The sequence below is a fragment of the Desulfotomaculum copahuensis genome, from assembly GCF_001655685.1.
GTDB lineage: Bacteria > Bacillota > Desulfotomaculia > Desulfotomaculales > Desulfovirgulaceae > Desulfotomaculum_G > Desulfotomaculum_G copahuensis.
Genome location: NZ_LYVF01000158.1, coordinates 191,752 through 214,307 on the forward strand (window position 1 = coordinate 191,752; position 22,556 = coordinate 214,307).

Genomic DNA, 22,556 nt, shown 5'->3' on the forward strand with positions numbered 1-22,556 from the left:
CTCACCTCGTCATTTGGGTGTGATATAGCGGGAAATGTTCAAGAGTATGCCCACCCCCATCAACGTGAAAACCAGTGATGTTCCCCCGAAGCTGATAAACGGCAGTGTGATTCCCGTCACCGGCAGGGTGCTGGTGACCACACCGATGTTGATAATCGCCTGAATGGCCACACCGGCCACAATGCCGGCCGCCAGAATGCTGCCGAACGGGTCCGGGGAAGTGATGGCCACTTTCAGTCCGCGCCAGATAAAGAGGACAAAGAGTAAAATGACAAAACAGGCGCCGATGAAACCCAGTTCCTCGCCGATCACGGCAAAAATGAAATCGGTCTGCCGTTCCGGCAGGAACAGATATTTGGAATGACGTCCGTGACCCAGCCCGGCACCCAGAAAGCCGCCCGAACCAAGCGACATCAGCGAATTCAAAATGTGCCAGCCGGTTCCGGAGGGATCCTTTTCCGGATCCAGAAAGGCCAGAAAACGCCGCATGCGGTAGGGCTCATGCCAGATGGCCAGGCCGACCGCGCCCACACCCAGTACACCCATTACAGCCAGACTGCCCATTGGAGCACCGGCGGCAAAAAGCATCACCACGATGGTTCCGGCCAAAGTCACCGCCGTACCCAGATCCGGCTGCTTTAAAATCAATCCGGCCGCCAGGGCCATAATCACCAGGTAGGGCAGCATCCCCTTGCGGAAACTCTGCGCCTGTTCCGGACGGCGGGAGAGACCGTAAGCCGTAAAGACCACCAGGCACAGTTTGGCAAATTCCGACGGCTGGAAGCTCAACGGACCCAAATTCAGCCAGCGCTGCGCGCCCAGTTTGGCCACCCCGATGCCGGGTACAAGTACCGCGGCCAAAAGGGCGAAGGCCAGTATGAGCAGCCATCCGGCCCATTTTTTGAGCCGCCAGTAGTCAAAATTCATCATAAAAAACATGATCGCCAGGCCGATCGCCGCCCAGACAAGCTGACGCACGAGAAAGTAGTAAGTATTGTTGAACAGGCGAAATGCATAGTAGCTACTTGAGCTGAACACCATGACGATACCCACGCTCAACAACATGAGCACGGACAGGAAAAGAACAAAATCGGGTGACCGCCTCCGTAGCTGCATGATCTTCGCCTACCCCCTCATGGACAACACAATCTCCCGGAACAGATCTCCCCGTTCCTCGTAACTCTTGAACATATCCCAACTGGCGCAGGCGGGGGACAACAAAACCACATCCCCCGGCCGGGCCTCGTTCCGGGCCATGAAAACCGCCTGGCGGAAATCCCCGGCTTTCAGCACCCGGGTGATGCCCGCCGCCCGGGCGGCCGTCTCCAGTTCGCCGGCGCACTGGCCGAGCACCACCATGGCGCGTACTTTTTCCTTCGCCCGCTGGACAAAGGCGGTGAAATCGTTGCCCTTGTTTTTACCTCCGGCCAGTAAAACAACCGGTTGCGTATATGATTCGAGCGCCTTGATACTGGCATCCGGATTAGTTCCCTTGGAGTCGTTTACATACATTACGCCATCAATTTCAGCCACCGGTTCCAGCCGGTGGGGCACACCGGGGAACTGGCGCAGGGTATCCGCCAACAGCCGTTCCGGTACGCCCCTTTCCAGGGCGCAGGCCACAGCGGCCAGGGCGTTCTCCAGATTGTGCGCTCCCGGCAGGCGCAGATCGTTGACCGGCATTACCGGAGTGCTGTGACTGTTCATTTTTGCCATGATCTGGCCGCCCTGGATAAACACCCCTGATTTAAGCGTATGCACCCGGCTGAAAAATATGACCCGTCCGGGACAGTTGGCGGCCAGTTCCCTGACCGGAGGATCGTCGTAATTGAGCACGGCACAGTCCTTTGGACCTTGATTGGCAAAGATGCGCGCCTTGGCTGCGGTGTAACCGGCCATGTCGCCGTGACGGTCGAGGTGGTCCGGGGTAATGTTCAGTATGGCCGCCACCTGCGGGTGGAAATGAACAGTGGTTTCCAGCTGGAAGCTGGAAACCTCGGCCACAATCAAATCGGACGGGCCGAAATTTTCCACTTCCGCCACCAGCGGATTGCCGATATTCCCGGCTACCAGGGTACGCACGCCGGCATGCTTGAAGATTTCCCCGAGCAGGCTGGTGGTGGTGGTTTTCCCGTTGGTACCGGTAATGGCCACCAGCGGCGCCCGGCAAAAACGCCAGGCCAGCTCCAGTTCCCCGATCACCGGCACACCCCGCTCCCGTGCCCGGGCCACCGGGGCCATGCTCAGCGGCACGCCGGGACTGACCACCACCAGATCAAAACCATCCGGAGCCGGATAGCGGCCCAGACTCAGGCGCACCCCGGCTGCGGACAGGATCTTCAAATCACCGCCCAGGGCTGTTTCATCCTTGTTGTCCGTAAGTGTGACCGCCGCCCCTTTGGTCTTTAAAAAGCGGGCCACGGCCAGGCCGCTCCGGCCCGCCCCGATCACCAGTGTCTTAACCTGTTCCAGTTGCACCAAAGTAACCTTCTTTCCATAATTATCGGCTGTCACCGGCCGGCGTGATCAGCCCAGCCGGTACAGGCCGGCCAGGCCCAGGGCAGCGAAAAGCAGGGCAGCCGCCCAAAAAGTGAAAACCACCCGGTTCTCGCTCCAGCCGGCGAGTTCAAAATGGTGATGTAACGGGCTCATGCGAAAGATACGCCGGCCGAAAAGCTGGAATGAAATCACCTGCAAGATGACCGACAAGGCTTCCAACACATAAATGCCACCGGTAATCACCAGGAACAATTCACTTCTGGTCAACACCGCTGCCGCCCCCAGGGCGCCGCCCAGGGCCAGGGAACCGGTGTCACCCATAAATACGCGTGCCGGATGATGATTGTAGACCAGGAAACCCAGGCACCCCCCGGCCACCGCGGCCAGCACGGCGGCCACACCGGCCTCGCCCGTCAGCAGGGCGAGGCAAACCATGGCTGCAGCGGCCACCGCCGTCACACCGGCAGCCAGTCCGTCCAGTCCGTCGGTAAGGTTTACGGCATTGGCCGTACCGGTCACCACCAGCACGGCAAAGATGATATAGCCCCAAACTCCCAGTTCAATGGTCAGCCCGCCGGGAACGGAAAAGCCGCTGAACGGCAGCACTATGTCGGTGCCCCGGCCCAGGCAGGAAACGGCCAGAACTGCCAGCAGCGCGCTCAAGAGCACCTGGCCGAGCATTTTTTCACGCGCCTTCAAGCCAAGCGGCCGTTTTAAGACTACTTTAATCAGATCGTCCAACAGGCCGATGACACCAAAACCTACGGTCACTCCAAGCATGAGCAGTGTTTCCGCGGAACGGCCGGCCAGCCAGAGCCCGGCCACAGTGATGCCGGCCAGGAACATCACCCCGCCCATGGTCGGTGTACCCGTCTTTTGCAAATGGGAAGCCGGACCGTCGTCACGCACCTGCTGGCCGAACTTCAGCCGGTGCAGGACCGGAATGGCCAGCGGACCGAGCAGCACGGTAACCCCTAAAGAAAGCAACAAAGTTTCACCCAGCACGAGCCAGACTCCATCCATCATCACCAGGCCGCTTGCCGGCCAGCCCCCTTTCGTACTACTGCACAGCCGTGTTGCTCATACTTTACCGGCGCTACCGGAGCGGTTGCCACGGAAGCCGCCGCGCCAAAACAGAGCGGCGGTGAAACGCGCCGCCGTTTCAGCTTGCGCTGGTGATCCCGCGGACGATTTCTTCCATCTGCATGCCCCGGGAGCCCTTGATCAACACGGCGTCACCCTCCGTCAACAATCCGCGCAACAGTGCCACCGCCGCCGCATTGGACGGACAAAGGCTGAGCCGGCCGGCCGGCAGCCCGGCGGTCAGAGCGCCCTCGACTATATGGCGGGCCAGTTCGCCCACCGCCACCAGATAATCCGCCCGCGAAGCGGCAACCGCCCCGGTTTCCCGGTGCCCGGGTACGGCCCGCCCGCCCAGTTCGAGCATATCCCCCAGCACCGCCACCCGGCGGCGGGCGGGTGTTTCCGCCAGTACGTCCAGAGCGGCCAGGGCGGAGGCGGGGTTGGCGTTATAAGCATCATTAATGATCGTCATACCCCGGTGCCGGATTATTTCCAGCCGCATCTCCCCGCCGGCGGCCCGGGCCAGCCCATCCGCCACAACGGCCGGAGGCAAACCGAGCATCCAGCCCGCCCCGGCGGCCGCCAGGGCATTCTCCACATTATGCCGGCCGGGCAGGGGGAGATAGACCTCCACCTGTGCACCGGCCAGCAACAGGGTAAAGCGGCTGCCCGTCCCCTCCGCGCGGACGTCCACGGCCCTGATGTCGGCACCGGGCGCGGTGCCGAAAAACAACACCTTCCCCCGGCAGCGGGCGGCTTCCCGCTCAATGAAAGGGCTTTCCCGGTGCAGCAGGGCGAAGCCGTCCGCCGGCACGGCATCCAAAATCTCCCCTTTGGCCCGGGCGATATTGTCCACCGAACCCAGCCGCTCAAAATGCGCCTCACCGATATTGGTGATTACCGCCGCCGTGGGCCGGGCCACCCGGCACAGGGCGGCAATCTCCCCCGGTCCGCGCATGGCCATTTCCAGCACCACCGCATCGCAGCCGCCGTCCATCTCCAGCAGGGTCAGGGGCAGGCCGATTTCATTATTCCGGTTGCCTGTGGTTTTCAGGGTGCTGAACCGTCCGGACAGCACCGCTGTAATCATATCCTTGGTGCTTGTTTTACCGGTGCTGCCGGTAACGCCGATCACCGGCACCCGGTAATTATCCCGGTTGTAACGGGCCAGTTGCTGCAGGGCGGCCAGGGTGTCAGCCACCTGGATCACGGCCGCCGGTCCGGCGATTTCCACCGGACGATCCACCACCACCCCGCACGCGCCGGAATCCACCGCCTGTTGAACAAACTGATGGGCGTCGTAACGTTCCCCGCGCAGGGCGAAAAACAACTGGCCGGGCGTAAGCCGCCTGGTATCCGTACATACGGAGGCCACTTCCCGGCCGGCATCCCCCCGGCACAACCTCCCGCCCGCGGCCCGGGCCGCCTCGCCCAGGCTCATTTTTTTCATATCCGCCCATTCCTTCCCCGGGCGCGCATAATCTGCTCCAGCGCCCGCATCGCTTCCTGCCGGTCGTCAAAAGGATGTTTTTCGGTACCGATGATCTGGTAGTCCTCATGTCCTTTGCCGGCGATAACCACCGTATCGCCCGGTTCAGCCGCCGCAACGGCGTAAAAAATGGCCTCGCGCCGGTCCGGGACAATCCGGTAGCTATTCTTGTCCAGCACCCGGGACAGGCCTTCCTCCACATCTGCTATTATGCGCAGGGGGTCCTCCGTGCGCGGATTGTCGGAAGTAAGCACCGGCAAATCGCTCAAGCGGGCGGCAATCTCCCCCATCAATGGACGCTTGCCCCGGTCCCGGTCGCCGCCGCAGCCGAAAAGAGTGATCAGCCGGCCGCCTGTAATCTGCCGGGCTGTTTTGAGCACGTTTTCCAGCCCGTCCGGAGTATGGGCATAATCCACCACCACGGCAAAATCCTGCCCCCGGTCCACCAGTTCGAAACGGCCCGGCACTCCGGACACTTCCTGCAATCCGGTGATAACATGTTCCAGGGGGATGCCCAGCGCCCCACCGGCCGCCAGGGCGGCCAGGGCGTTATAAACATTAAACAGACCGGTCAACTTCAGCCGCACTTCTCCCCGCCCCCAGGGGCTGGTCACATGAAAATGCACCCCCCGCGGGGTAACTTGAATTTTTTCCGCCCGCACGTCGGCCGGACCATGCATACCGTAGGTCGTCACCGCCGCCCGGGTAACGTTGATGATCCGCTCCGCCCGGGGATCGTCCCGGTTGATTACCGCCGTCCCGGGCCGTCCGCCGTCCGCTGCGCCCAGGGAGGCAAACAGGCGGGACTTGGCGGCCAGATAATCATCCATGTCATGGTGGAAATCCAAATGATCCTGGGTGATGTTGGTAAATATACCCAAATCAAAATCGCAACCGGCCACCCGGTTCAGGGCCAGGGCGTGCGAACTGACTTCCATCACGGCCAGCGCCACTTTTTCGGCCACCATTTCCGCCAGCAACTGTTGCAGGTCCAAGGACTCCGGAGTGGTATGCTCCACGGGCAGCACCCGGTCGCCGATACGGTTGGCGATAGTACCGATCAAGCCCACTTTCAGTCCGGTGGCGCGTCCGATGGCCGCCAGCAGGTGGGAGGTGGTGGTCTTGCCGTTGGTTCCGGTTACGCCGGCCATTTTCAATTGCCGGGACGGATAGCCGTAATACCGCGCCGCCAGCAGGCCCAAAGCCAGGCGGGAATCGGCCACCCGCACCCAGGCCGCGGGGGCGGGAACTGCCACCGGCTTTTGTATCACCACTGCCGCCGCGCCGGCAGCCACAGCCTGCTCGATGAACCGGTGCCCGTCGGTTTGGAAACCCTCAATGGCCACAAACAAAAAACCCGGCCTGACCCGCCGGGAATCATAAGCGATACCCGGCACCGGGATGTCCTGGCGTCCACCGCAGGCCAAAATTTTTTGTCCCTCGACCAGTTTACTGAGTAACAACCCAAATCCTCCTTACGGATGAGCACAAGCAAAACCGGCTGCGGTCATCCCTCTAAATCGTTATACTATCACCAGTGCAACGGCAATGCAATAAGCAAGCGGGGCGGTAAAAACAGACAACAGGCTGTTTTTACCGCATTGTATTATATTACCTGGATCATAGTATGACCCTATTTTAATCAAACTTTACCATCTTATGGCTTTTCTACAAAATCCTGCCGGGATGGAACGGCCATGGCCGGCGGGGCCGGTCCGGGCGCGGGCCGGAATTCCACCTGCACGGCGCTGCCGCTCCTGATCCGGGTTCCCGGTTGTGGTTGCTGGCTTGCCGCCACCCCCAAACCGGTGGATTGCAGGTATAATCCCATGCCGTCCAGCAAACCGGCCGCTTCGGGCAGGGTCAGTCCGCTCAAATTGGGCACGGTCACCAGGCCGGCGGCTTCCGGCGGCGGCTGCATATTCAACACCACCGTACTGCCGCTGTTCACCACCGCCCCGGCCATGGGCGTCTGCCGGTAAATCAGCGGTCCCTCTCCCACCACCTGAAAGGCCAGACCGGCCTCACGCAATATTTTTTGACCACTTTCCAGCGGGAAGTTGACCACGTTGGGCACCGTCACCTTGACCTTTGGTTCTTCGTAAACAAAGGGAGCGGGCGGCTTTTGCACAGCCGGATCTTCCGGCACACCCAGGTAATGCAGAACATCTTTGGCCACGGCGGCAAATACCGGCGCCGCCACCTGACTGCCGTAATAGTTGCCCCCTTGCGGTTCGGCCACCATGACCAGGGCGGCCAGACGCGGATTGCCGGCCGGGGCGAAACCGGTAAAAGAGGCCACGTATTTGCCGCTCACATATCCGCCGCCCGCACCGACCACCTGGGCGGTACCGGTTTTACCGGCCACCCGGTACCCCTCCACAAAAGCGTTCCGTCCGGTCCCCTTGGCCACCACGTTTTCCAGCAGCCGGCAAACCTCCTGCGCCGCCTGCGGGGACAGCACCCGGCGTTCCACCTCCGGCGCAAATGTTCTGATTACATGGCCGCCGGGATCGCGAATCTCCTTGACCAGATGCGGCCGGAGCAGTGTGCCGCCGTTAGCCACCGCCGAAGCTGCCGTGAGCAACTGGATCGGGGTGACGGCAATGGACTGTCCGATGGCCATGGTGGCCAGGTTCAAGTTGGTGGCCTTCTTCTCCGGAATAATGATCCCGCCGGCCTCACCGGGCAGGTCAATGCCGGTCGGACGGCCGAAGCCAAATTCCTGGATATAGCGGTAGAAGCGGGGTATGCCCAGACGCAGGCCCACCTCGACGAACCCCGGGTTGCAGGAGTTCATGACCACCTGCTCAAAGGTTTCACTGCCGTGACCACCGTCCGCCCAACACCGGATGTAGCGGTCGGCCACTTTGATGTAACCCGGATCGTAAAACTGATCCGTCGGCTTGACCACGCCTTCCGCAATGGCCGCGGCAGTGGTGACAATCTTGAAAGTGGAACCCGGTTCGTAGTTGTACCAGATGGCCGGGTTGCGGTCCCAGACACTGCGGGGGGCTTCCGCCCAGTCATTGGAGTTGAAGGTGGGCCGGCTGCCCATGGCCAGGATTTCACCGGTTTTGGGATCCATGACGATGATCACGGCCAGCCTGGGCTGGTATTTGGCCACCACCAGATCCAGTTCCCGCTCCACAATTTGTTGAATGGTCTTATCCAGGGTAAGTACCAGGCTGTCCCCCTGCCGGGGCGGTACGTACTTTTGCATCGGATCGTCAATTTGCCGGCCGCTGGCATCCTGTTCCACCATAATCCGGCCGTTTGTGCCCTGCAGTTCGTGGTCGTAAGTCTTTTCCAGGCCCATCAGGCCCTGGTTGTCTATGCCGGTGAATCCCAGCAGGTGCGGGGCCAAAGTTGGATAGGGATAAAAGCGCTTGCTCTCTTCAACGAAATGGATGCCCGGCAGGTTTAACGCCTTGATTTTTTTCACCGTGCCGTCATCAAGTTTGCGGGCCAGCCATTCATAACAGGATTTGCGGCTGAGTATGCTGAACAAGCGTTCTTTGTCCATACCAATCAACGGGGCCAGTTGGTCCGCCTCCGTCCGTGGCTCTTTAACCAGATAGGGAATGGCGTACAGGGAGGAAACGCTGACACTGGTCACCAGTTCGGTGCCGTTGCGGTCGTAAATATTCCCCCGCCTGGCCTCCACCGGGATGTCCCGCATGCGCGCCTCTTCAGCTTTCTTCTGCCAGGCGTCCCCCATGACAAATTGTATCCAGACCAGGCGGACAACCATCCCGGCCAGGGCGAGGGCAAAAAGCATAAAAAGCCAGGTCAGCCTTTTGCGGGTGAGTACGTTGGTAGTACGCATGGTACGCTCCTCCAACCTTTACCACCCGTGAAAAAGGCGCTGCCCTGGCCGGGGAAGACACCATTTTCCGGACGTGCCGGATTGTATTCAACTATTTAACCCGGGCGCGTCCTTCCCTCGCGATGGCCGACCAGTTCCGCCAACGCCTGCAATACCCAGTTGCGATCCTTTGCCGCCGGCACACGTACCACACCGGCCGGCTTCGTCCGGGACGGCGCGGCAGCGGCGCTGCCGGATGGCTGCGGGGTGGCTTGTACCAGCACCACGTTTTTGTTATCGGGCTTGACCATACCCAGGCGGGTGGTGGCCACCTGCTCAATTCGCTGCAGGGAAGATAGCCCGGCCACCTGTTCGGAAAGCTCCCGGGTTTCTACATTCAGGTCGCCCAAATTTTTCTGCAGGCTGACTATCTGACACCCCGTAGTCATGATCTGGGCATGCAAATAGCAAACAGCGATACCGGTAAGAAAGGCCAGCAGGACAAGGCCGGTCAGGGCCAACTGCCTGCGGCGCGGCAGGGTATTGGGCCGGGGGTCCGGAACCGGACGGCGCTTTTCCCCGGGTGGACTTTGATGATAGGGTTGTTCCCTTGCTACAATCAAAGCTTATGCACCTCCCGGCTGGTTTAGAACAAGCCCTGTTTTTTCCGCCGCCCGCAGCCTGGCGCTCCTGGCCCGGGGATTATCCGCCGTTTCTTTTGCCGACGGTTCCGCCGGATACGGGACGACCAGCCGCAGTACGGGGACGCGGCCACAGACGCAGACCGGGAATTGCGGCGGGCAAATACAGGGCGAAGACAGTTCCCGGAACAATTTTTTCACCACACGGTCTTCCAGCGAGTGAAAGGTGATGACGCAAATGCGGCCGCCCGGCCGCAAGAATCCAACCGCTTCCCGCAGGGCGCCCGGCAGTATTTCCAGTTCCCTGTTCACTGCGATGCGCAGCGCCTGAAAGGTGCGCCGCGCCGGATGGGGACCGGTACGCCGCGCGGCGGCCGGGACGGCTTTTTTGATCAGCGCAACCAGATCGAAAGTGGTTTTTAGGGGCCGGTACCGCCTTTCCCGGACGATAAACGAAGCAATGCGGGAGGCCCAGCGCTCCTCGCCGTAATCCCTGATTACAGCGGCCAATTCCCTTTCCGGCAGTGTATTGACCAGCTCTCCGGCCGTAACCCCGCCTCCGGGATCCATACGCATATCCAGCGGGCCGTCATGCAAGTAACTGAACCCCCGTCCGGCCCGGTCCAGTTGTGGTGAACTGACGCCCAGATCGTAAAGCAGGCCGTCGACCTGCTCCACTCCCAAACCAGTGAGCACCCGGGGCAAATTGACGAAATTTTCTCTAAACAGGTTGAGCCGGCGGGCATAGGGCGCCAGGCGATCCGCAGCCGCCGCCAGGGCGTCCGGATCCTGATCCAGTCCGATCAACCATCCGTCCGGACCGGTACGGCGCAAAATGGCCAGGCTGTGCCCGGCCCCGCCCACGGTGCAGTCCACATAAACACCGCCGCTTTTCAGGTTCAATGCGGCCAGCACTTCTTCCAGCAACACCGGCTGGTGTGCAAAACCATTGCCTGCCGGAGAACCCATGCCATCCAAGTCCACCGGATACATCTCCTTTGATCCGGTCCGCCTGTACCTGTCCGTTACCTGTCCGGAAGGGAACAGGTCATTTTAGATGCCCAGGTCGAAGTCCACAATCTTTTCGGCAATCTGCTCGACCGAACCGGCCGCCCGGTCGTTATAATCACGCCAGCGCCCGGCGGACCAGATCTCCACCCGGGAGGACACGCCGATAACCACCACATCTTTTTCCAGGGCAGCATATTCCCGCAGGTTGCCTGGAATAAGTATTCTGCCCTGCTTATCCACTTCACATTCACACGCGCCGGCAAAGAAAAAACGCACAAAGGCCCGGGCATCAGCCCTGGTGAAGGGCAAGGAGCGCATTTTGCTTTCCAGTGCCGTCCATTCCTGAGGGGGATAGGCAAACAGGCACCCGTCCAAGCCCTTTGTCAATACAAATTTGTCGCCCAGGCCTTCGCGGAAGCGGGCTGGTATAATCAATCTTCCTTTGGCATCAATGGTATGCTGGAATTCTCCCATAAACAACGGCGGTCACCCCACTGCAATCCACGATGCCTCCACTTTAAACCACTTTCACCCACTTTATTCGCGACCGGGAAGAAAATTCCTGCCGGTAAATAAAAAAAATTCCGGGCCGCACCCGGATTTTCAATTCAGATGTTCGTTTCCGGACCTTCGCGTGTCGCCCCTCCGGTACGGCCATCTCCCTTCGGCGCGCCACTTTCACACAAACGTCTTTAAGCGGTTATATTTTAATCATCCGGCGCCGGCGGCCTTTAAACACCGCCACCTCCCGGTAACCGGCCTGTTGCAGCCAGGACAGCGCCGCAGCCATTCCCCGCCCCACCTGCTGCGGCTGGTGGGCGTCGGAACCGGTGGTCGCCGGTACCCCGTACCGCCGGCAGATTTCAAGCATTTTCAGTGCCGGATAGATTTCCCGTGCCGGCGCCGCCAGGCCCGCGGTATTCACTTCCAGGCAGATGCCGCTGTCAGCCAGTACACGGGCTGTTTCTTCATACAGAGGGGTCAAATCAAGCTGTGGCCGGCAACCGAATTTTTTAATCAAATCCGGATGGGCCAGCACATCGAACAGGCCGCTGGCGGCGGCACGCTGCAGCAGGGCAAAATATTGCCGGTAAAGTTCATCCACGTCCCTTCGGGCGTATTCGTCCACCAGCGCCGGATTGTCAAAACCCCACCCGTCCAGGTAGTGTACCGAACCGATGACATAATCAAAGGGGTATCCGGACAGCAAACCGGCCAGTTGTCCTTCAAAACCCGGTATGTAGTCGGCTTCAATGCCGAGGGCGAGATCCAGGGCCGGGTTTTCATCCTGCAGTTGCCGCACCCGGAGCACATAACGGGGCAGTTCCTCCGGGTCCATGGCCAGGCCGCGGTCACGCTGTTCCGGCGGCAGCCAGTAGATGGGGATGTGGTCGGCAAAGCCGCCATGCGTAATCCCCGCCCGCCGGGCGGCGGCCACGAATTCCTCCATCCGTCCGCCAGCGTGGCCGCAACGGCGGGTATGCCAGTGCAGATCGGGTAGCAACCTAAATTTCCCCTTTCTGAACCTTATGTGCCACTTCCCGGTTGAGCGCATAGATACGACCGGCCAGTTCCCCGGGCAAAAGGCCGGTGCCGCAGGCCGGTGTGATTATAGCCTGGCGTTGCAGCAACCCGCGGTCCACCCCCCGCCGGCACAGCCCGTCCCAGTACCCGGACAGCCTTTTTAGCAAGCTGTTTGCGTCCTCGCAGTATGCTTCTTCGGCCGTGGGCACCACTCCCCAGGCCAGCACGCCGCCCTGCTGTAAAAAGGCATTCAATTCCCGCGCGTAGGGGAACAGTGAAGCACCGAAGTTATAGGCATCCAGGTTGATAATATCCAAATCGCATCCGGTGAGCAAGGACCAGTCTACAGCCGCGCACGAATGCACACCGGTCAGGGCGCCGGCCCGGCGGACGGCCTCAAAGACGGCATTCAAATCATCCCGGATCATCTGCCGGGTCACAGTAATGTAATTGGACTGGCCGTAAACACTCACCGCCGGTTCATCCACAAAGATAATCGCCGGCCGGCCCGCGCCGGCCAGGGTTTTGGCCTGCCACAGGGCGTGCATGGCCAGTGTTTTAACCACCAGTTCGCGGAGTTGCTCTTCGTAATAGGCCAGCCGGCCGGCGCGGTTTTTTAACTGAAAGGCAATGGTCAACGGACCGGCCAGGTGCCCTTTGAAATAGTGTGCTTCCCCGGTTCCGTGACTGCGTATATAGTCCAGGAAGGCATAAAAGCCCGCCGCCGCCTCCCGGGGAAAGGCAAAGGCCTGCAGCGCCTTCTCATCGCCGGCTTCGGCCGCCAGATAGGTGGTGTAAAAATCCGTCAACCGTTCCGGCCAGGCGGGATGGCTGTCATCAAAAAAGGCGCGCCCGTCTTCAATACTCAACAGTCCGGCGGCCAGCAGCGGGTTGAGGAACTGAAAAACAAACCCTTCCCGGCCGCCCCGCCGGGGCAGTTGCGGCCAGTGGGGGATTTGCGGCAGATGGCTGAAGATCAGCGGCAGCGCCTGTCCCGGTTCGAGATAGGGCAGGCTGCCGATGCCGGTGGCCAGACCGCCGGGAGCAAAACCGGCCATCAAAATCACTCCTTCCCGGAAAAATATTACTTCGCCCGTGGCGTTCCTTCCGCCTCCGCCTGCAACCGCTCGAGGGCTTCCTCCAGCTCTTCCAGTTCCTGCAGCATGTGCGGCCTTACCGAGTGGGCCGGCAAACGCCGGCGCAAGTCGGCAATGCGCTGCTCCAGTGTCCTGATTTCCTCTTCCCGGGTCATTTTGCCCATCCCCCTTGTTAATAAACCTGGCGGTTGACTGGGTTGTCAATCACCGCACAAACATCGCCCGTCAGTTCACGATATTTTTCCAGATATTCAACCACTGCGATTACAAAACTGCCGTGTGACCAGGTCAACGGCGCAACCGAGAGCGGCTCCCCCGTTTCCGGATGCACCTGTTCGGGCATGACGCCGGTATCCAGGGCATAAACCGCGGCCCAATGAATCAGGGCCAGGGCCGGTTTCAGTTCATCCACCGCACCGGCCACCGCAATGTACCAGCGGGCCAGCCAAAGGGTGGAAATAATCCAGGGATTGCCGGGAATGCGCTCAATATCGTCGCTGCGCCGGAAATAATAGTCGTTCTTGTAGCGGGCCAGCCCGCCGATACCCGTTTTGATCCACAATCCCTGTTCAATGGCCCGGACTGTCGCCTTCACCCGGGGATCGCCGGCCGGCAACAGGCCGAAAAGGAAAACGCCCATGGTGCTGCTTTCCAGAGTATCGTCACGGCGCAAATTCCAGTCTTCCCTTTCCACCAGTTCACCCTGTTCATTGCTCCGGCGCAGGTCCACATCTTTACTTTCCGAGATCAACCCGCGCACAAAACGGCCCAACTTGTGGCTGTAAAAATGCTCCTCCACTCCCGTCTTGATTTGTTCAGCCCGGGCGCGGTAGCCGTTGGCCCGTCCAAATTCACAAAACAAGTCAGCGAAAGCGGCGGCCACCGTCAGGCTTCCGTAAACGGCCGCCGCCGTAAAAGTGAAGATGCCCCATCTTTCTTCCCACAAATCATAACTTTCCAGGGGCAGGTTGAGCTGATCGTCGATGTAACCGGACATGAAATCGGCCATCGGCCGCACCAGGCTGCGGTAGTAATCGTGGGCAAACTCCAGGTCCTGGTAATACTGGTAGTATTCCCAAAGCGCCAGCAGCACCAGTGCCGTTTCATCCTCCTGAATGGGCAACTGCCTCCCTTTCAGCCAGGGATGCCAACTGGAACCAACCGTGCCGTCGGGATTGTATTTATGTAAAAGATAGCCGCCATCGGTAAGCACATTGGCGCAAAAGGCAAAAAACTCCTTGACCATGTGGCCGTAGCCGGCACGGATCAATGCCCGCGCCACCAGCGCCCCGTCCCGCGGCCACAGGTAGCAATAATGATCCCGGTTGGTTTGCATAATATCACTGTCGGCGGCGGCAATGATGGCCCCGTGATGATCCACGTGCGTACGAATAATCAGCAGGCTGCGGCGGTATATTTCCGCCACCCGCGGCGGCAGATCGGCAAAATCCGCCGGCACCCGGGCAAGCCAGTGACGCCAGTAGGCGTCGATCCGGTACAACAGGTTTTCCGGGCCGTTTTGCAACACCTGGGAGTTCAGCTGACGCACTTCCTGCAAATTGTGCCCGGCGGCAATCCAGTAAAAGATCTCCTTTTCCTCGCCGGCAGCCAGGCAAAGCTTGAAGCCGATGGTGCTGTCCACCGACCCCTGGGCAATCGGATTGCCGGTCAAATCGCCGTCCTCGGCATCCCGCCAGGTGCCCTCGGCGCCGGCAAAGCGCTTGATGCCGGTGGCGAACATGTCAAAACGGTTTTGACCGCAAAGACCGTTAACCATAAAATAACGGTTCTTTTTATAATGATAAATGGTATGGGTCTGGGGATCGTACAGGGCGGTATCCCCCACCTCAGTCTCGTCAATGGAAAAATCCTGGGTGAAAAATACCCGGATTTCCCGTTTCCGCGCGGCACAATTTTTTACCTTCAACCGCTTCAAATAAATGTTATCGTGATAGTGCACACCATCCCGGCTCTCCAGTTCGATTTCCAATCCTTCGTGCCGGGCCGGCGTAAGCGCAATCAAAGAATCTTCCATGTATCCCGGGTGCTTCTGCCAGGCCGGTTCGTTCAACCAGCTGAATTTACCCTCCACCCAGAAACCCATCCGGTTTCTGTAGCCCATGATATGATTCCATTGTCCGACATATGGATAATAAAAGTCCCGCATGCTCAAGTTGGGACCGAAAGTGACCAGAATATTGCCGTTCCCGGCAACCAGCGGCCGTGTCATATAATCCCCCCGTTTACATTTTAACATTTTTTTCGACCCGGCGAAATATAAAATAAAGCCGCCGCTACCGGACAGTGTCCGGTCCCGGCGGCACACGCATTTCAACCGGCCATTCAGCGCTCACCGGCCTCACGGTAAACATCCCTGGTTTCCGTGGCGATGTAATACCAGTCATAGCGGGTGATAATTTTACGCCAGGCCTTCTGGCACAGCTCCTGCGCCAGAAGCGGATTGGCCAGCAACTCGGCGGTGTAATGACCCAGCATGCCGGCGTTTTCCGGCGGCACCTTGAAACCATCCACACCGTGCTCCACTATATCCTGCAAACCGCCGGTGTCGGTCACGATCACCGGCACCCGGGCGGCCATGGCTTCCAAGGCTACAATCCCGAACGGTTCATACAAACTGGGGAAAACAGCCACCCGGGCTTGCTCCAGCAAACGGTTGCGCCCCAAATCGTCAACAAACCCGGCGAAGGACACCCGGCCTTCAAGCGCCAATTCCTGCACGCGCCCCTGCAGGTGGTCCTGGTAGGGTCCCCGTCCGGCCACCACCAGCCTGGCCCCGGGCACCCGTGAAAGGACGGCGGGAAACGACTCCAGCAGGACCTGTACCCCCTTTTCCGGTACCAGACGCCCCATAAACAATACGGTGGGGACTCCGCCGCGGGTGTCCAGATCCGCGCAATCCGGCTCCCGGCTGCGCCCGGCGAGCAAGTTGGCCGGGTCGACGCCGTTTGGAATAACACGCACTTTGCCATCCGGCAGGCCGAACAGGCCGGTTACCTCTTCAGCCATATAGTTGCTGCAGCAGATCACCCGCACCGCTTCGTTGGTCAACTGCGCTTCCCGGGAGTGGATGTGGCGCTGCAGGGCGGTGTGAATGCCGTGGTTGCGCCCGTGTTCCGTGGCGTGAATAGTGGCCACCAAAGGCACGCCGTACCGGTCCCGGATCTGCAGGCCGGCCTCCCCGACCAGCCAGTCGTGGGCATGCACCAGATCCGGACGTCCCCATTGCTCCGTCACCCGGTCCGACAACGCACTCATTCCCCGGTTCATCTGCCCCACCCAGGTTAGAAAGTCAGCGGCCGTAAGCTGTTCCGGGGCCAGACGGTGCACATGCACCCCCTGTTGCAGGGAATAGGCGTCTTCCCCCGGCACCGGACAGGTAATCACATGCACCTCGTCACCATGACGGATCAGTGCCCGGGAAAGGTCGTAAACATGCCTGGCCAGGCCGCCCACCGTCCCCGGGGGATATTCCCAGGACAGCATGAGGATCCGGAAATGTGCGCGGCCGGCGCCGTAATCCCGGTAGCGTCCCTGCCGGTGCCGGCTGTAGATCGAAAAATCCAACCCGGGGAAAATATTGTCCGCATGTTCCAGTTCGTTTAAAAAGACTTCTTCAATGTTCCCCTGCTCAATCTGATCAGCCAACCGGTTAAACCGGTACACATGCTCACGGATCCTTTTTTCCGCATACTGCACCACTGTACCGACCTTGATAATAAAAGCCCAGTCGCTGCTCTGGGCCAGCAGGAGTTCCCGGGCGGCCTGGTTTAAGGCACGGCGTTTCAAGCCCTGCGCCCCGGCATGCAAATCGGCCAGGTCGACCATCCGGCCCTCGGCATGATGCAGGTGCCGGTAGATCCAGTCATTTCCGGGGTTCAGCCAGACCAGGCTGTACCCGCCCTCCCCCCAACTGCTCATCGGCAGTTCCACAGCCTGCAACTCGCGGTGCTTTTGCAGGTATTCGCCGGGAGTGGTCATGCGCACCGTATCCTGTTCGGCGTATATCTTGCGGCACAATTGATCAACCCATTGCGGCCCCTCATACCACCAGTGGCCGAAGAGTTCCGCGTCGTAAGGGGCCACCACCACCGGCGGCAGGGACATGTGCCGGGAATGAAAGGCAACCTGCTGCCGGCGGTTGAAAAGGAAGTTGGCCGCGTGTTCGGCCGACCGCCGGGCGGCCGCTTCCGGCCGGTAAATTTCCTTGTGCGGACCCGGTCCGGTGATCCGGTAATACTTGAAACCGGTATCCACCCGGATATTACCGGACGGCAAAAATGGTTTCAAATAGTCCAGCTCGAGATCATAACCAATATCCCGGTAAAATTCCCGGTAGTCATAATCACCGGGGTAGCCGGCCTGCCTGTCCCAAACCTGGCGTGAACTCTCCGGATCCCGGGCGAAAACAGCCACTCCCGAGCGACAGGCCGCGGGCGCCAGCACCCCGTTCACAGGTGCCGGGTCGGCATGCAGCAAACCATGGGTGTCCACGAAGAAGTAGTGCACGCCAAATTCCTTCAGCAATTGATCCACCCCGGAGGTATAACCGCATTCCGGAAGCCACATACCGGCCGGGGGACGGCCGAAATGCCGGGTGAAATAGTCAACTGCCGTGCCAATCTGGGCACGCATGGCCTCTTTGGTCCGCATCAGGGGCAGGTAGCCGTGGGTGGCGCCGCAAGTAATCAGTTCCAACTTGCCCAACGCCTGCAGGGCGCTGAAGGCCTGAATCAAGTTGCAATCATACTTTTCCGCGAACATCCGCCGGGCGCCCTTTAATTTTCCCAGGTAAAACAGGGCCAGGGAACGCAATTCCGCATCCTGCGCGGTACGCTGGTATTCAGATTCACCCAGGCGGATCATGGTATCCAGGTAATCCAGGTAACGCCGCTGCAACAAAGGATCGGTAAACATGGTTAAAAGCGGCGGGGACAGGGAGAAGGTCAACCGGAAATCCACCCCGTCCCCGACCAGACCTTCAAATACTTCAATCAGCGGCAGATAACATTCGGTCACCGCCTCAAAAAACCAGCGTTCCTCCAGATAGTCCGGACGCTCCGGATGACGTACGAAAGGCAGGTGCGCATGCATGACCAGGGCCAAATAACCGGTAGACAATGTGCTGCTCCTCCGTTCATTAGTTAGTTATGCTCCTGCCGCCGGTAAAAATCGATCGACCCGGGCAGTTGTCCGGTTGCAGTTTCCTGTGCCGGCGCCGCGGCGACAGTCAGATCCACGGCGACCAGTGCATGTTCACCGGGGCGGGAAGACAACCCGACCCGCGGTGTCTGCACCCGGTTGGAACGCAAAATAGGATAAAAAACGTGATCAGAACCGTAATAACCCAGTTCGCTGCAATAACTGCGGCCTGGTGACAAATCGCAAAAGTACCAGTCGCTGGTAAAAGGGGGCAAATTGATTTCCGTCCACAGCTTTCCCTGCCCGTCCAGCCAGCAACCGGGGCCGTTTCCGTTTATTTCGTAAAGCCTGAGGTGCAGGCCGCCATATCCGGCCACGGCAAGCCACTGCCCGTTGGACAGTTCCCAATAAGCAAAAATTACCTCCGGGTTTTGTACCAGTAATACCAGCGTGTTTTCCTGGTAAGCGCCCGGCAGGCACACATTTTCAGTGATCATTTATGACACCCCCCACTAATATATAACATGGCACAAAGTCTGCAATGGCGGGATGTTAACCCGCCAAAAAGCCAAATATGTTATATAATTCACAATATATAATGGCACATTAACCACAATAGTATTGATTATTACTGTTTTGAGCAAAAAATACCCACTCGTATTTCATGTGTTTTCTCCTTCTGCTTTTTTCGCAACATTTCGACCTTACAACTGCTCATCGTCCAGGTGATACCAGTAAGTCCAGCTAATGTTATCTTATCACAAATCATTCTAAACTAAAATTAATTTTATGTAAAGATTTTCACATTATTTTTAATAAATAAAATACCGGCCTGCCAGATAAAGTCAGCCGGTTTTAAGGCTGTTTATTTTTTTGCTGCTTGCAATCACGGCAATAACCAAAAAATTTAAGCTCGTGATCTGTGATGGTAAAGTCATAGGCACTGGTAACCCGGGATTCCAACTCCTCCAGCAGATCCTCGTTTACTTCGATAATTTTACCGCAACCGGTGCAAATCAGGTGATGGTGGTGGTGGCCTTCCCCCGGCTCCCCTCCGAACTCATAACGTTTGCGGCCGTCACCGAAATCAATGCTGTGGATTACGTCCAGATCCTGAAATATTTCCAGCGTACGGTAGACAGTGGCCAAACCAACATCGGGCACCCTCCGCTTGACCAGGTTGTAAACTTCTTCCGCACTCAGATGCTTGTCCTTGTTTTGCAGAATAACCCGGAGAATATGCTCCCTGCGGGGGGTTAACTTATAATCGCCGGCCCGGAGTTTCTGCTCCACCTCGCAAATAATTTTATTCAAGCGGCACACCCCGCAAAACTACTTTTCCGTAAGTATAGTGAACTTATGGCAAAATGTCAAACATTAAAACCATCAGCGTAAATATCTCGGCAGGCGCACGCGGGAACGCCGGCGGCCCAAAACACGCAGGCGTAAAACAAGCAAGACAATCGCCGTACCCGCCGCCCAGACCGGCCAGCGCGTTTCCACCCTGCGGTTTACGGCCTGTCCGGTCACCAGGTCCACCCGTCCCAATTCCCGGCCGTGCGCCAAAAAGATCAACTGGCCCACTTTTTGTCCCGCCGCCAGCGGCGCCTGCATATTTTGCTCCATAACCACTTTTTGTTCCACCTGCCCCTGTTCTTGCCCTCCGGCAGGAAAATCATAGTAAAACGGGGCGGCGGTAAGAACCGGCGCCGGTCCGGCGCCATAAGGTACGGACAGGGAGGTGATTCTTTGCCCCCGGCCGGCCAGTTGTTTAAGCTGAAAAGAAGAAAAACCATAGTTGAACAGGGCTTCGGTATCACTGTATATGGCCGCGCCCTGACTGTCCAGCACCACGGTAATCAATTCCCGCCCGTTCCGCTGCGCGGCGGCCGCCAGGCACTGACCGGCTTCCACCGTATAGCCCGGCTTAACCCCGATGGTTCCGTCGTACAGGTGCAGCAACTTGTTATGGTTCCAGAGGTATTCCTGCGGCGGCCCCTTGCTGCGATCGGCATCCGCGCGGGAAATGTTCCGGTGGCTGGTATCCACGATTTTCCTGAATTCGGCGTTCTGCATGGCATAACGGGTAATGACGGCCAAATCCCGCGCGGTGGTGAAATGCTGCGGATCCGGCATGCCGTCCGGATTGACGAAATGGCTTTCCCGGGCGCCGATCTGCCGGGCTTTTTCATTCATCAGGGCGGCAAAACCGGGCACCGAACCGGCAATATGATCGGCGATGGTTACCGCCGCATCATTGGCGGAGGAAAGAAGCATGGCATAAAGCAGGTCCTTGAGGGTCAGCCTTTCCCCTTCCTGCAGGCCGATGGCCGACCCGCCCGCTGTTACAGCCTCGCGGGGTACCGTAACCTGATCACTGAGTTTGCCCCGTTCAAGAGCAATGACAGCGGTTAAAATTTTGGTTGTGCTGGCGGGGAACATGTGCGCGTCGGGGTTTTTAGCGTAAAGCACCTGCCCGTTTTGCGCGTCGATCATGATGGCCGACTTGCCGGTTATCTGCGGTCCGGATGACGCTTGCACGGGTACGGCCGGAACAAACAAAAAAGACAAAACTAACGCCAGCATAAGGCCTGTCCAATATGGGCGCATGATTACCTCCTGCTCAAGGGCTAACTTATTTTATCATAAAATGCCATTTTACAGTAGACCCAAGTTGTCGTTAAATAATTCCAGACCAACCGCTTTCCCGCTGCAGTATTTTTTTCTGTTTGGGGGCAAAATAGCATAAATTTTAAAGGAGGCTGGTTTTTATGGACGCTAAAACCCAGGGTATGGAAGTGGCCCGTTTGACCGATCCCCAACTCAGTCAGTTGCAGGAAGCAGAAAAAAAGCTGAACGCCGGCCATCAGGCACACGAAATTTACCTGCTTGCACTTACCAGACAACCATAGAACAAGAACCTGCCACGGTCCGGCTGGTGCAAACCCAACCGGGCCGTTTTGTGTTCGCCCGGCCCGGAGGCTTTTCCCGAACTTTTCTTTTCCGTCTGTTTTGCGGTATAATAAAATTGCAAAAATAAAGGGGGCGATAAAAACCTTTGTTATCCATTTCATTGTCGCGCAAGGACTGGGTATTGCTCCTGGTTTTGTTTGTAACGGAATTCGCCCGGGGAGCGTTTTATCTTTCTTTCCTGCCCATTTACGCCGTCAATTTTCTTGGTCTTTCGGTCACCGCGGCCGGCTTTGCCGTATCCGCCCATTACATGACCGAGACCATTTCCAAAACAGCCGCCGGCTGGTATTTTGACCGCTCGGGCCGGCCGGTGTTGCTGTGCGGGTTGTTGCTCAGCCTGTTTTCCCTGCTGCTCATGAAGACCTGGCCGCTGCCCGCGGTGCTGGTGCTGGCCTCGGCGCTGTTCGGACTGGGCGTGTCCCCGGTTTGGCTGGGCGTGATCAGCGAGGTGGCCCCGGTGGATAGCCCGGACCGCGCCTCACGCATCGGCATGGTTTTCAGCGCCTGGCTGTCCGGGGCGGGCTGCGGTTTTGTAAGCGTCAACTTCATCCTGCACCGGGGCTTTGAAACAGCCTTCTGGATGATTATCCTGCTTTGGCTGGTTTCATTAACTGCAACCTGGCTTTTCCTGCCCAACACCACTGCGTCCCCGCCGGCGGGGATTAAGTTCGGCGGCCTGCTGGAATCGCTGAGCTGTCTTGCCGGCAAAAACGGCCTGATGCGTGTGCTGATTCCCGGCATGTTCCTACAAACTTTTTCCGCCGGGATGCTGCTGCCTGTGTTGCCGCTTTTCGCCCGGAACCAGCTCGGACTGGATTCCGCCCAGTACGGGCTTTTGTTGACGGCCGGCGGGGGGACGGCGGTGATTTGTTTTATGCTTTTGGGCTGGCTGGTTAACCGGGTGATGCTGAAAGCACTGCTGGCCGCGGGCTTCGGGTTGAGCGCCACGGCCCTCGGCCTGCTGGCCAACACGCACAGCGCCGGGAGCGCCTTTTTCCTGGCTGCGCTGCTTGGTTTTTCTTATGCGCTGGTCCTGCCGGCCTGGAACTCCCTGCTGGCCCGGGTCATCCCCCCCGACCGGCAGGCCACGGGATGGGGACTGTTTGCCACCGTGGAGGGACTGGGCGTGGCCGTCGGTCCGGCATTGGGCAGTCTGGTCGCGCACAGCCTGGGCAATATGGCCACCCTGCTGTTTACCACCATCATTCTCTCCGGTATTGCCGTTTTTTACATTTTCTATCCGCTGGAGAATGTGTTGATCAAATAACCTG

19 protein-coding genes are annotated in these 22,556 nt (G+C 58.9%); 2 read left to right on the forward strand and 17 right to left on the reverse strand.

From position 1 onward, the window contains the following. Positions 1-9: 9 nt before the first annotated feature. From ftsW to A6M21_RS10085, 17 genes are all read right to left on the reverse strand, one after another. Positions 10-1,116: a putative lipid II flippase FtsW gene (gene ftsW / locus A6M21_RS10005; RefSeq protein WP_066668320.1), complete on the reverse strand. Its 1,107-nt coding sequence runs from the start codon at positions 1,114-1,116 to the stop codon at positions 10-12. Between the two features lie 9 nt (positions 1,117-1,125). After that, positions 1,126-2,478 (reverse strand): UDP-N-acetylmuramoyl-L-alanine--D-glutamate ligase, encoded by a 1,353-nt coding sequence (gene murD / locus A6M21_RS10010; RefSeq protein ID WP_078060555.1) that lies wholly within the window; start codon positions 2,476-2,478, stop codon positions 1,126-1,128. Between the two features lie 48 nt (positions 2,479-2,526). Further along, positions 2,527-3,522 (reverse strand): phospho-N-acetylmuramoyl-pentapeptide-transferase, encoded by a 996-nt coding sequence (mraY, locus tag A6M21_RS10015; protein ID WP_066668406.1) that lies wholly within the window; start codon positions 3,520-3,522, stop codon positions 2,527-2,529. 139 nt (positions 3,523-3,661) lie between these two features. Next, positions 3,662-5,032: a UDP-N-acetylmuramoyl-tripeptide--D-alanyl-D-alanine ligase gene (locus A6M21_RS10020; protein ID WP_066668322.1), complete on the reverse strand. Its 1,371-nt coding sequence runs from the start codon at positions 5,030-5,032 to the stop codon at positions 3,662-3,664. Continuing rightward, the gene (locus tag A6M21_RS10025) at positions 5,029-6,534 is read right to left on the reverse strand and encodes a UDP-N-acetylmuramoyl-L-alanyl-D-glutamate--2,6-diaminopimelate ligase (protein WP_066668324.1); all 1,506 of its coding nucleotides are present in this window, start codon (positions 6,532-6,534) and stop codon (positions 5,029-5,031) included. The genes A6M21_RS10020 and A6M21_RS10025 overlap by 4 nt, the downstream gene beginning before the upstream one ends. A gap of 194 nt (positions 6,535-6,728) precedes the next feature. After that, a complete protein-coding gene (locus tag A6M21_RS10030; RefSeq protein ID WP_066668328.1) occupies positions 6,729-8,900 on the reverse strand; it encodes a stage V sporulation protein D in 2,172 nt (723 codons plus the stop codon). A gap of 95 nt (positions 8,901-8,995) precedes the next feature. Then, positions 8,996-9,502 carry a cell division protein FtsL gene (locus tag A6M21_RS10035; protein ID WP_066668330.1) on the reverse strand — a complete coding sequence of 169 codons (507 nt, stop codon included), beginning with the start codon at positions 9,500-9,502 and terminating at the stop codon, positions 8,996-8,998. A gap of 3 nt (positions 9,503-9,505) precedes the next feature. Beyond that, positions 9,506-10,489 (reverse strand): 16S rRNA (cytosine(1402)-N(4))-methyltransferase RsmH, encoded by a 984-nt coding sequence (rsmH, locus tag A6M21_RS10040; protein WP_066668408.1) that lies wholly within the window; start codon positions 10,487-10,489, stop codon positions 9,506-9,508. Positions 10,490-10,573: 84 nt separating this feature from the next. Next, positions 10,574-11,011 carry a division/cell wall cluster transcriptional repressor MraZ gene (gene mraZ, locus A6M21_RS10045; RefSeq protein ID WP_066668332.1) on the reverse strand — a complete coding sequence of 146 codons (438 nt, stop codon included), beginning with the start codon at positions 11,009-11,011 and terminating at the stop codon, positions 10,574-10,576. A gap of 220 nt (positions 11,012-11,231) precedes the next feature. Continuing rightward, entirely contained in the window at positions 11,232-12,035 is an 804-nt protein-coding gene (locus A6M21_RS10050) for a histidinol-phosphatase HisJ family protein (protein ID WP_066668335.1), read from the reverse strand. A 1-nt stretch (position 12,036) separates the two neighbouring features. After that, positions 12,037-13,113: a uroporphyrinogen decarboxylase/cobalamine-independent methonine synthase family protein gene (locus A6M21_RS10055; RefSeq protein ID WP_066668337.1), complete on the reverse strand. Its 1,077-nt coding sequence runs from the start codon at positions 13,111-13,113 to the stop codon at positions 12,037-12,039. A 26-nt stretch (positions 13,114-13,139) separates the two neighbouring features. Next, positions 13,140-13,307, reverse strand: a complete 168-nt coding sequence (locus A6M21_RS10060; RefSeq protein ID WP_242868815.1) for a histidine kinase — start codon at positions 13,305-13,307, stop codon at positions 13,140-13,142. Positions 13,308-13,324: 17 nt separating this feature from the next. Then, a complete protein-coding gene (locus tag A6M21_RS10065; protein WP_066668411.1) occupies positions 13,325-15,382 on the reverse strand; it encodes a glycoside hydrolase family 15 protein in 2,058 nt (685 codons plus the stop codon). 113 nt (positions 15,383-15,495) lie between these two features. After that, positions 15,496-18,291, reverse strand: a complete 2,796-nt coding sequence (locus A6M21_RS10070; RefSeq protein WP_078060556.1) for a 1,4-alpha-glucan branching protein domain-containing protein — start codon at positions 18,289-18,291, stop codon at positions 15,496-15,498. Between the two features lie 23 nt (positions 18,292-18,314). Further along, positions 18,315-18,809: a DUF4912 domain-containing protein gene (locus tag A6M21_RS10075; RefSeq protein ID WP_066668341.1), complete on the reverse strand. Its 495-nt coding sequence runs from the start codon at positions 18,807-18,809 to the stop codon at positions 18,315-18,317. Positions 18,810-19,167: 358 nt separating this feature from the next. Next, entirely contained in the window at positions 19,168-19,626 is a 459-nt protein-coding gene (locus A6M21_RS10080; protein ID WP_066668343.1) for a Fur family transcriptional regulator, read from the reverse strand. A gap of 72 nt (positions 19,627-19,698) precedes the next feature. Further along, positions 19,699-20,883: a D-alanyl-D-alanine carboxypeptidase family protein gene (locus A6M21_RS10085; RefSeq protein ID WP_161486047.1), complete on the reverse strand. Its 1,185-nt coding sequence runs from the start codon at positions 20,881-20,883 to the stop codon at positions 19,699-19,701. Between the two features lie 200 nt (positions 20,884-21,083). Here A6M21_RS10085 and A6M21_RS18790 point away from each other — a divergent pair, with 200 nt between their 5' ends. Continuing rightward, positions 21,084-21,224, forward strand: a complete 141-nt coding sequence (locus A6M21_RS18790) for a hypothetical protein (protein WP_161486048.1) — start codon at positions 21,084-21,086, stop codon at positions 21,222-21,224. Positions 21,225-21,370: 146 nt separating this feature from the next. Continuing rightward, positions 21,371-22,552 (forward strand): MFS transporter, encoded by a 1,182-nt coding sequence (locus A6M21_RS10090; RefSeq protein ID WP_066668347.1) that lies wholly within the window; start codon positions 21,371-21,373, stop codon positions 22,550-22,552. Positions 22,553-22,556: the final 4 nt, after the last annotated feature.

Excerpts from the sequence above, each read along its gene's own strand:
- ftsW (WP_066668320.1), bottom strand. The coding sequence starts at position 1,116 with ATGCAGCTACGGAGGCGGTCACCCGATTTTGTTCTTTTCCTGTCCGTG.
- mraY (WP_066668406.1), bottom strand. The coding sequence starts at position 3,522 with ATGGATGGAGTCTGGCTCGTGCTGGGTGAAACTTTGTTGCTTTCTTTA.
- A6M21_RS10020 (WP_066668322.1), bottom strand. The coding sequence starts at position 5,032 with ATGAAAAAAATGAGCCTGGGCGAGGCGGCCCGGGCCGCGGGCGGGAGG.
- A6M21_RS10030 (WP_066668328.1), bottom strand. The coding sequence starts at position 8,900 with ATGCGTACTACCAACGTACTCACCCGCAAAAGGCTGACCTGGCTTTTT.
- rsmH (WP_066668408.1), bottom strand. The coding sequence starts at position 10,489 with ATGGGTTCTCCGGCAGGCAATGGTTTTGCACACCAGCCGGTGTTGCTG.
- A6M21_RS10055 (WP_066668337.1), bottom strand. The coding sequence starts at position 13,113 with ATGGCCGGTTTTGCTCCCGGCGGTCTGGCCACCGGCATCGGCAGCCTG.
- A6M21_RS10060 (WP_242868815.1), bottom strand. The coding sequence starts at position 13,307 with ATGACCCGGGAAGAGGAAATCAGGACACTGGAGCAGCGCATTGCCGAC.
- A6M21_RS10065 (WP_066668411.1), bottom strand. The coding sequence starts at position 15,382 with ATGACACGGCCGCTGGTTGCCGGGAACGGCAATATTCTGGTCACTTTC.
- A6M21_RS10075 (WP_066668341.1), bottom strand. The coding sequence starts at position 18,809 with ATGATCACTGAAAATGTGTGCCTGCCGGGCGCTTACCAGGAAAACACG.
- A6M21_RS18790 (WP_161486048.1), top strand. The coding sequence starts at position 21,084 with ATGGACGCTAAAACCCAGGGTATGGAAGTGGCCCGTTTGACCGATCCC.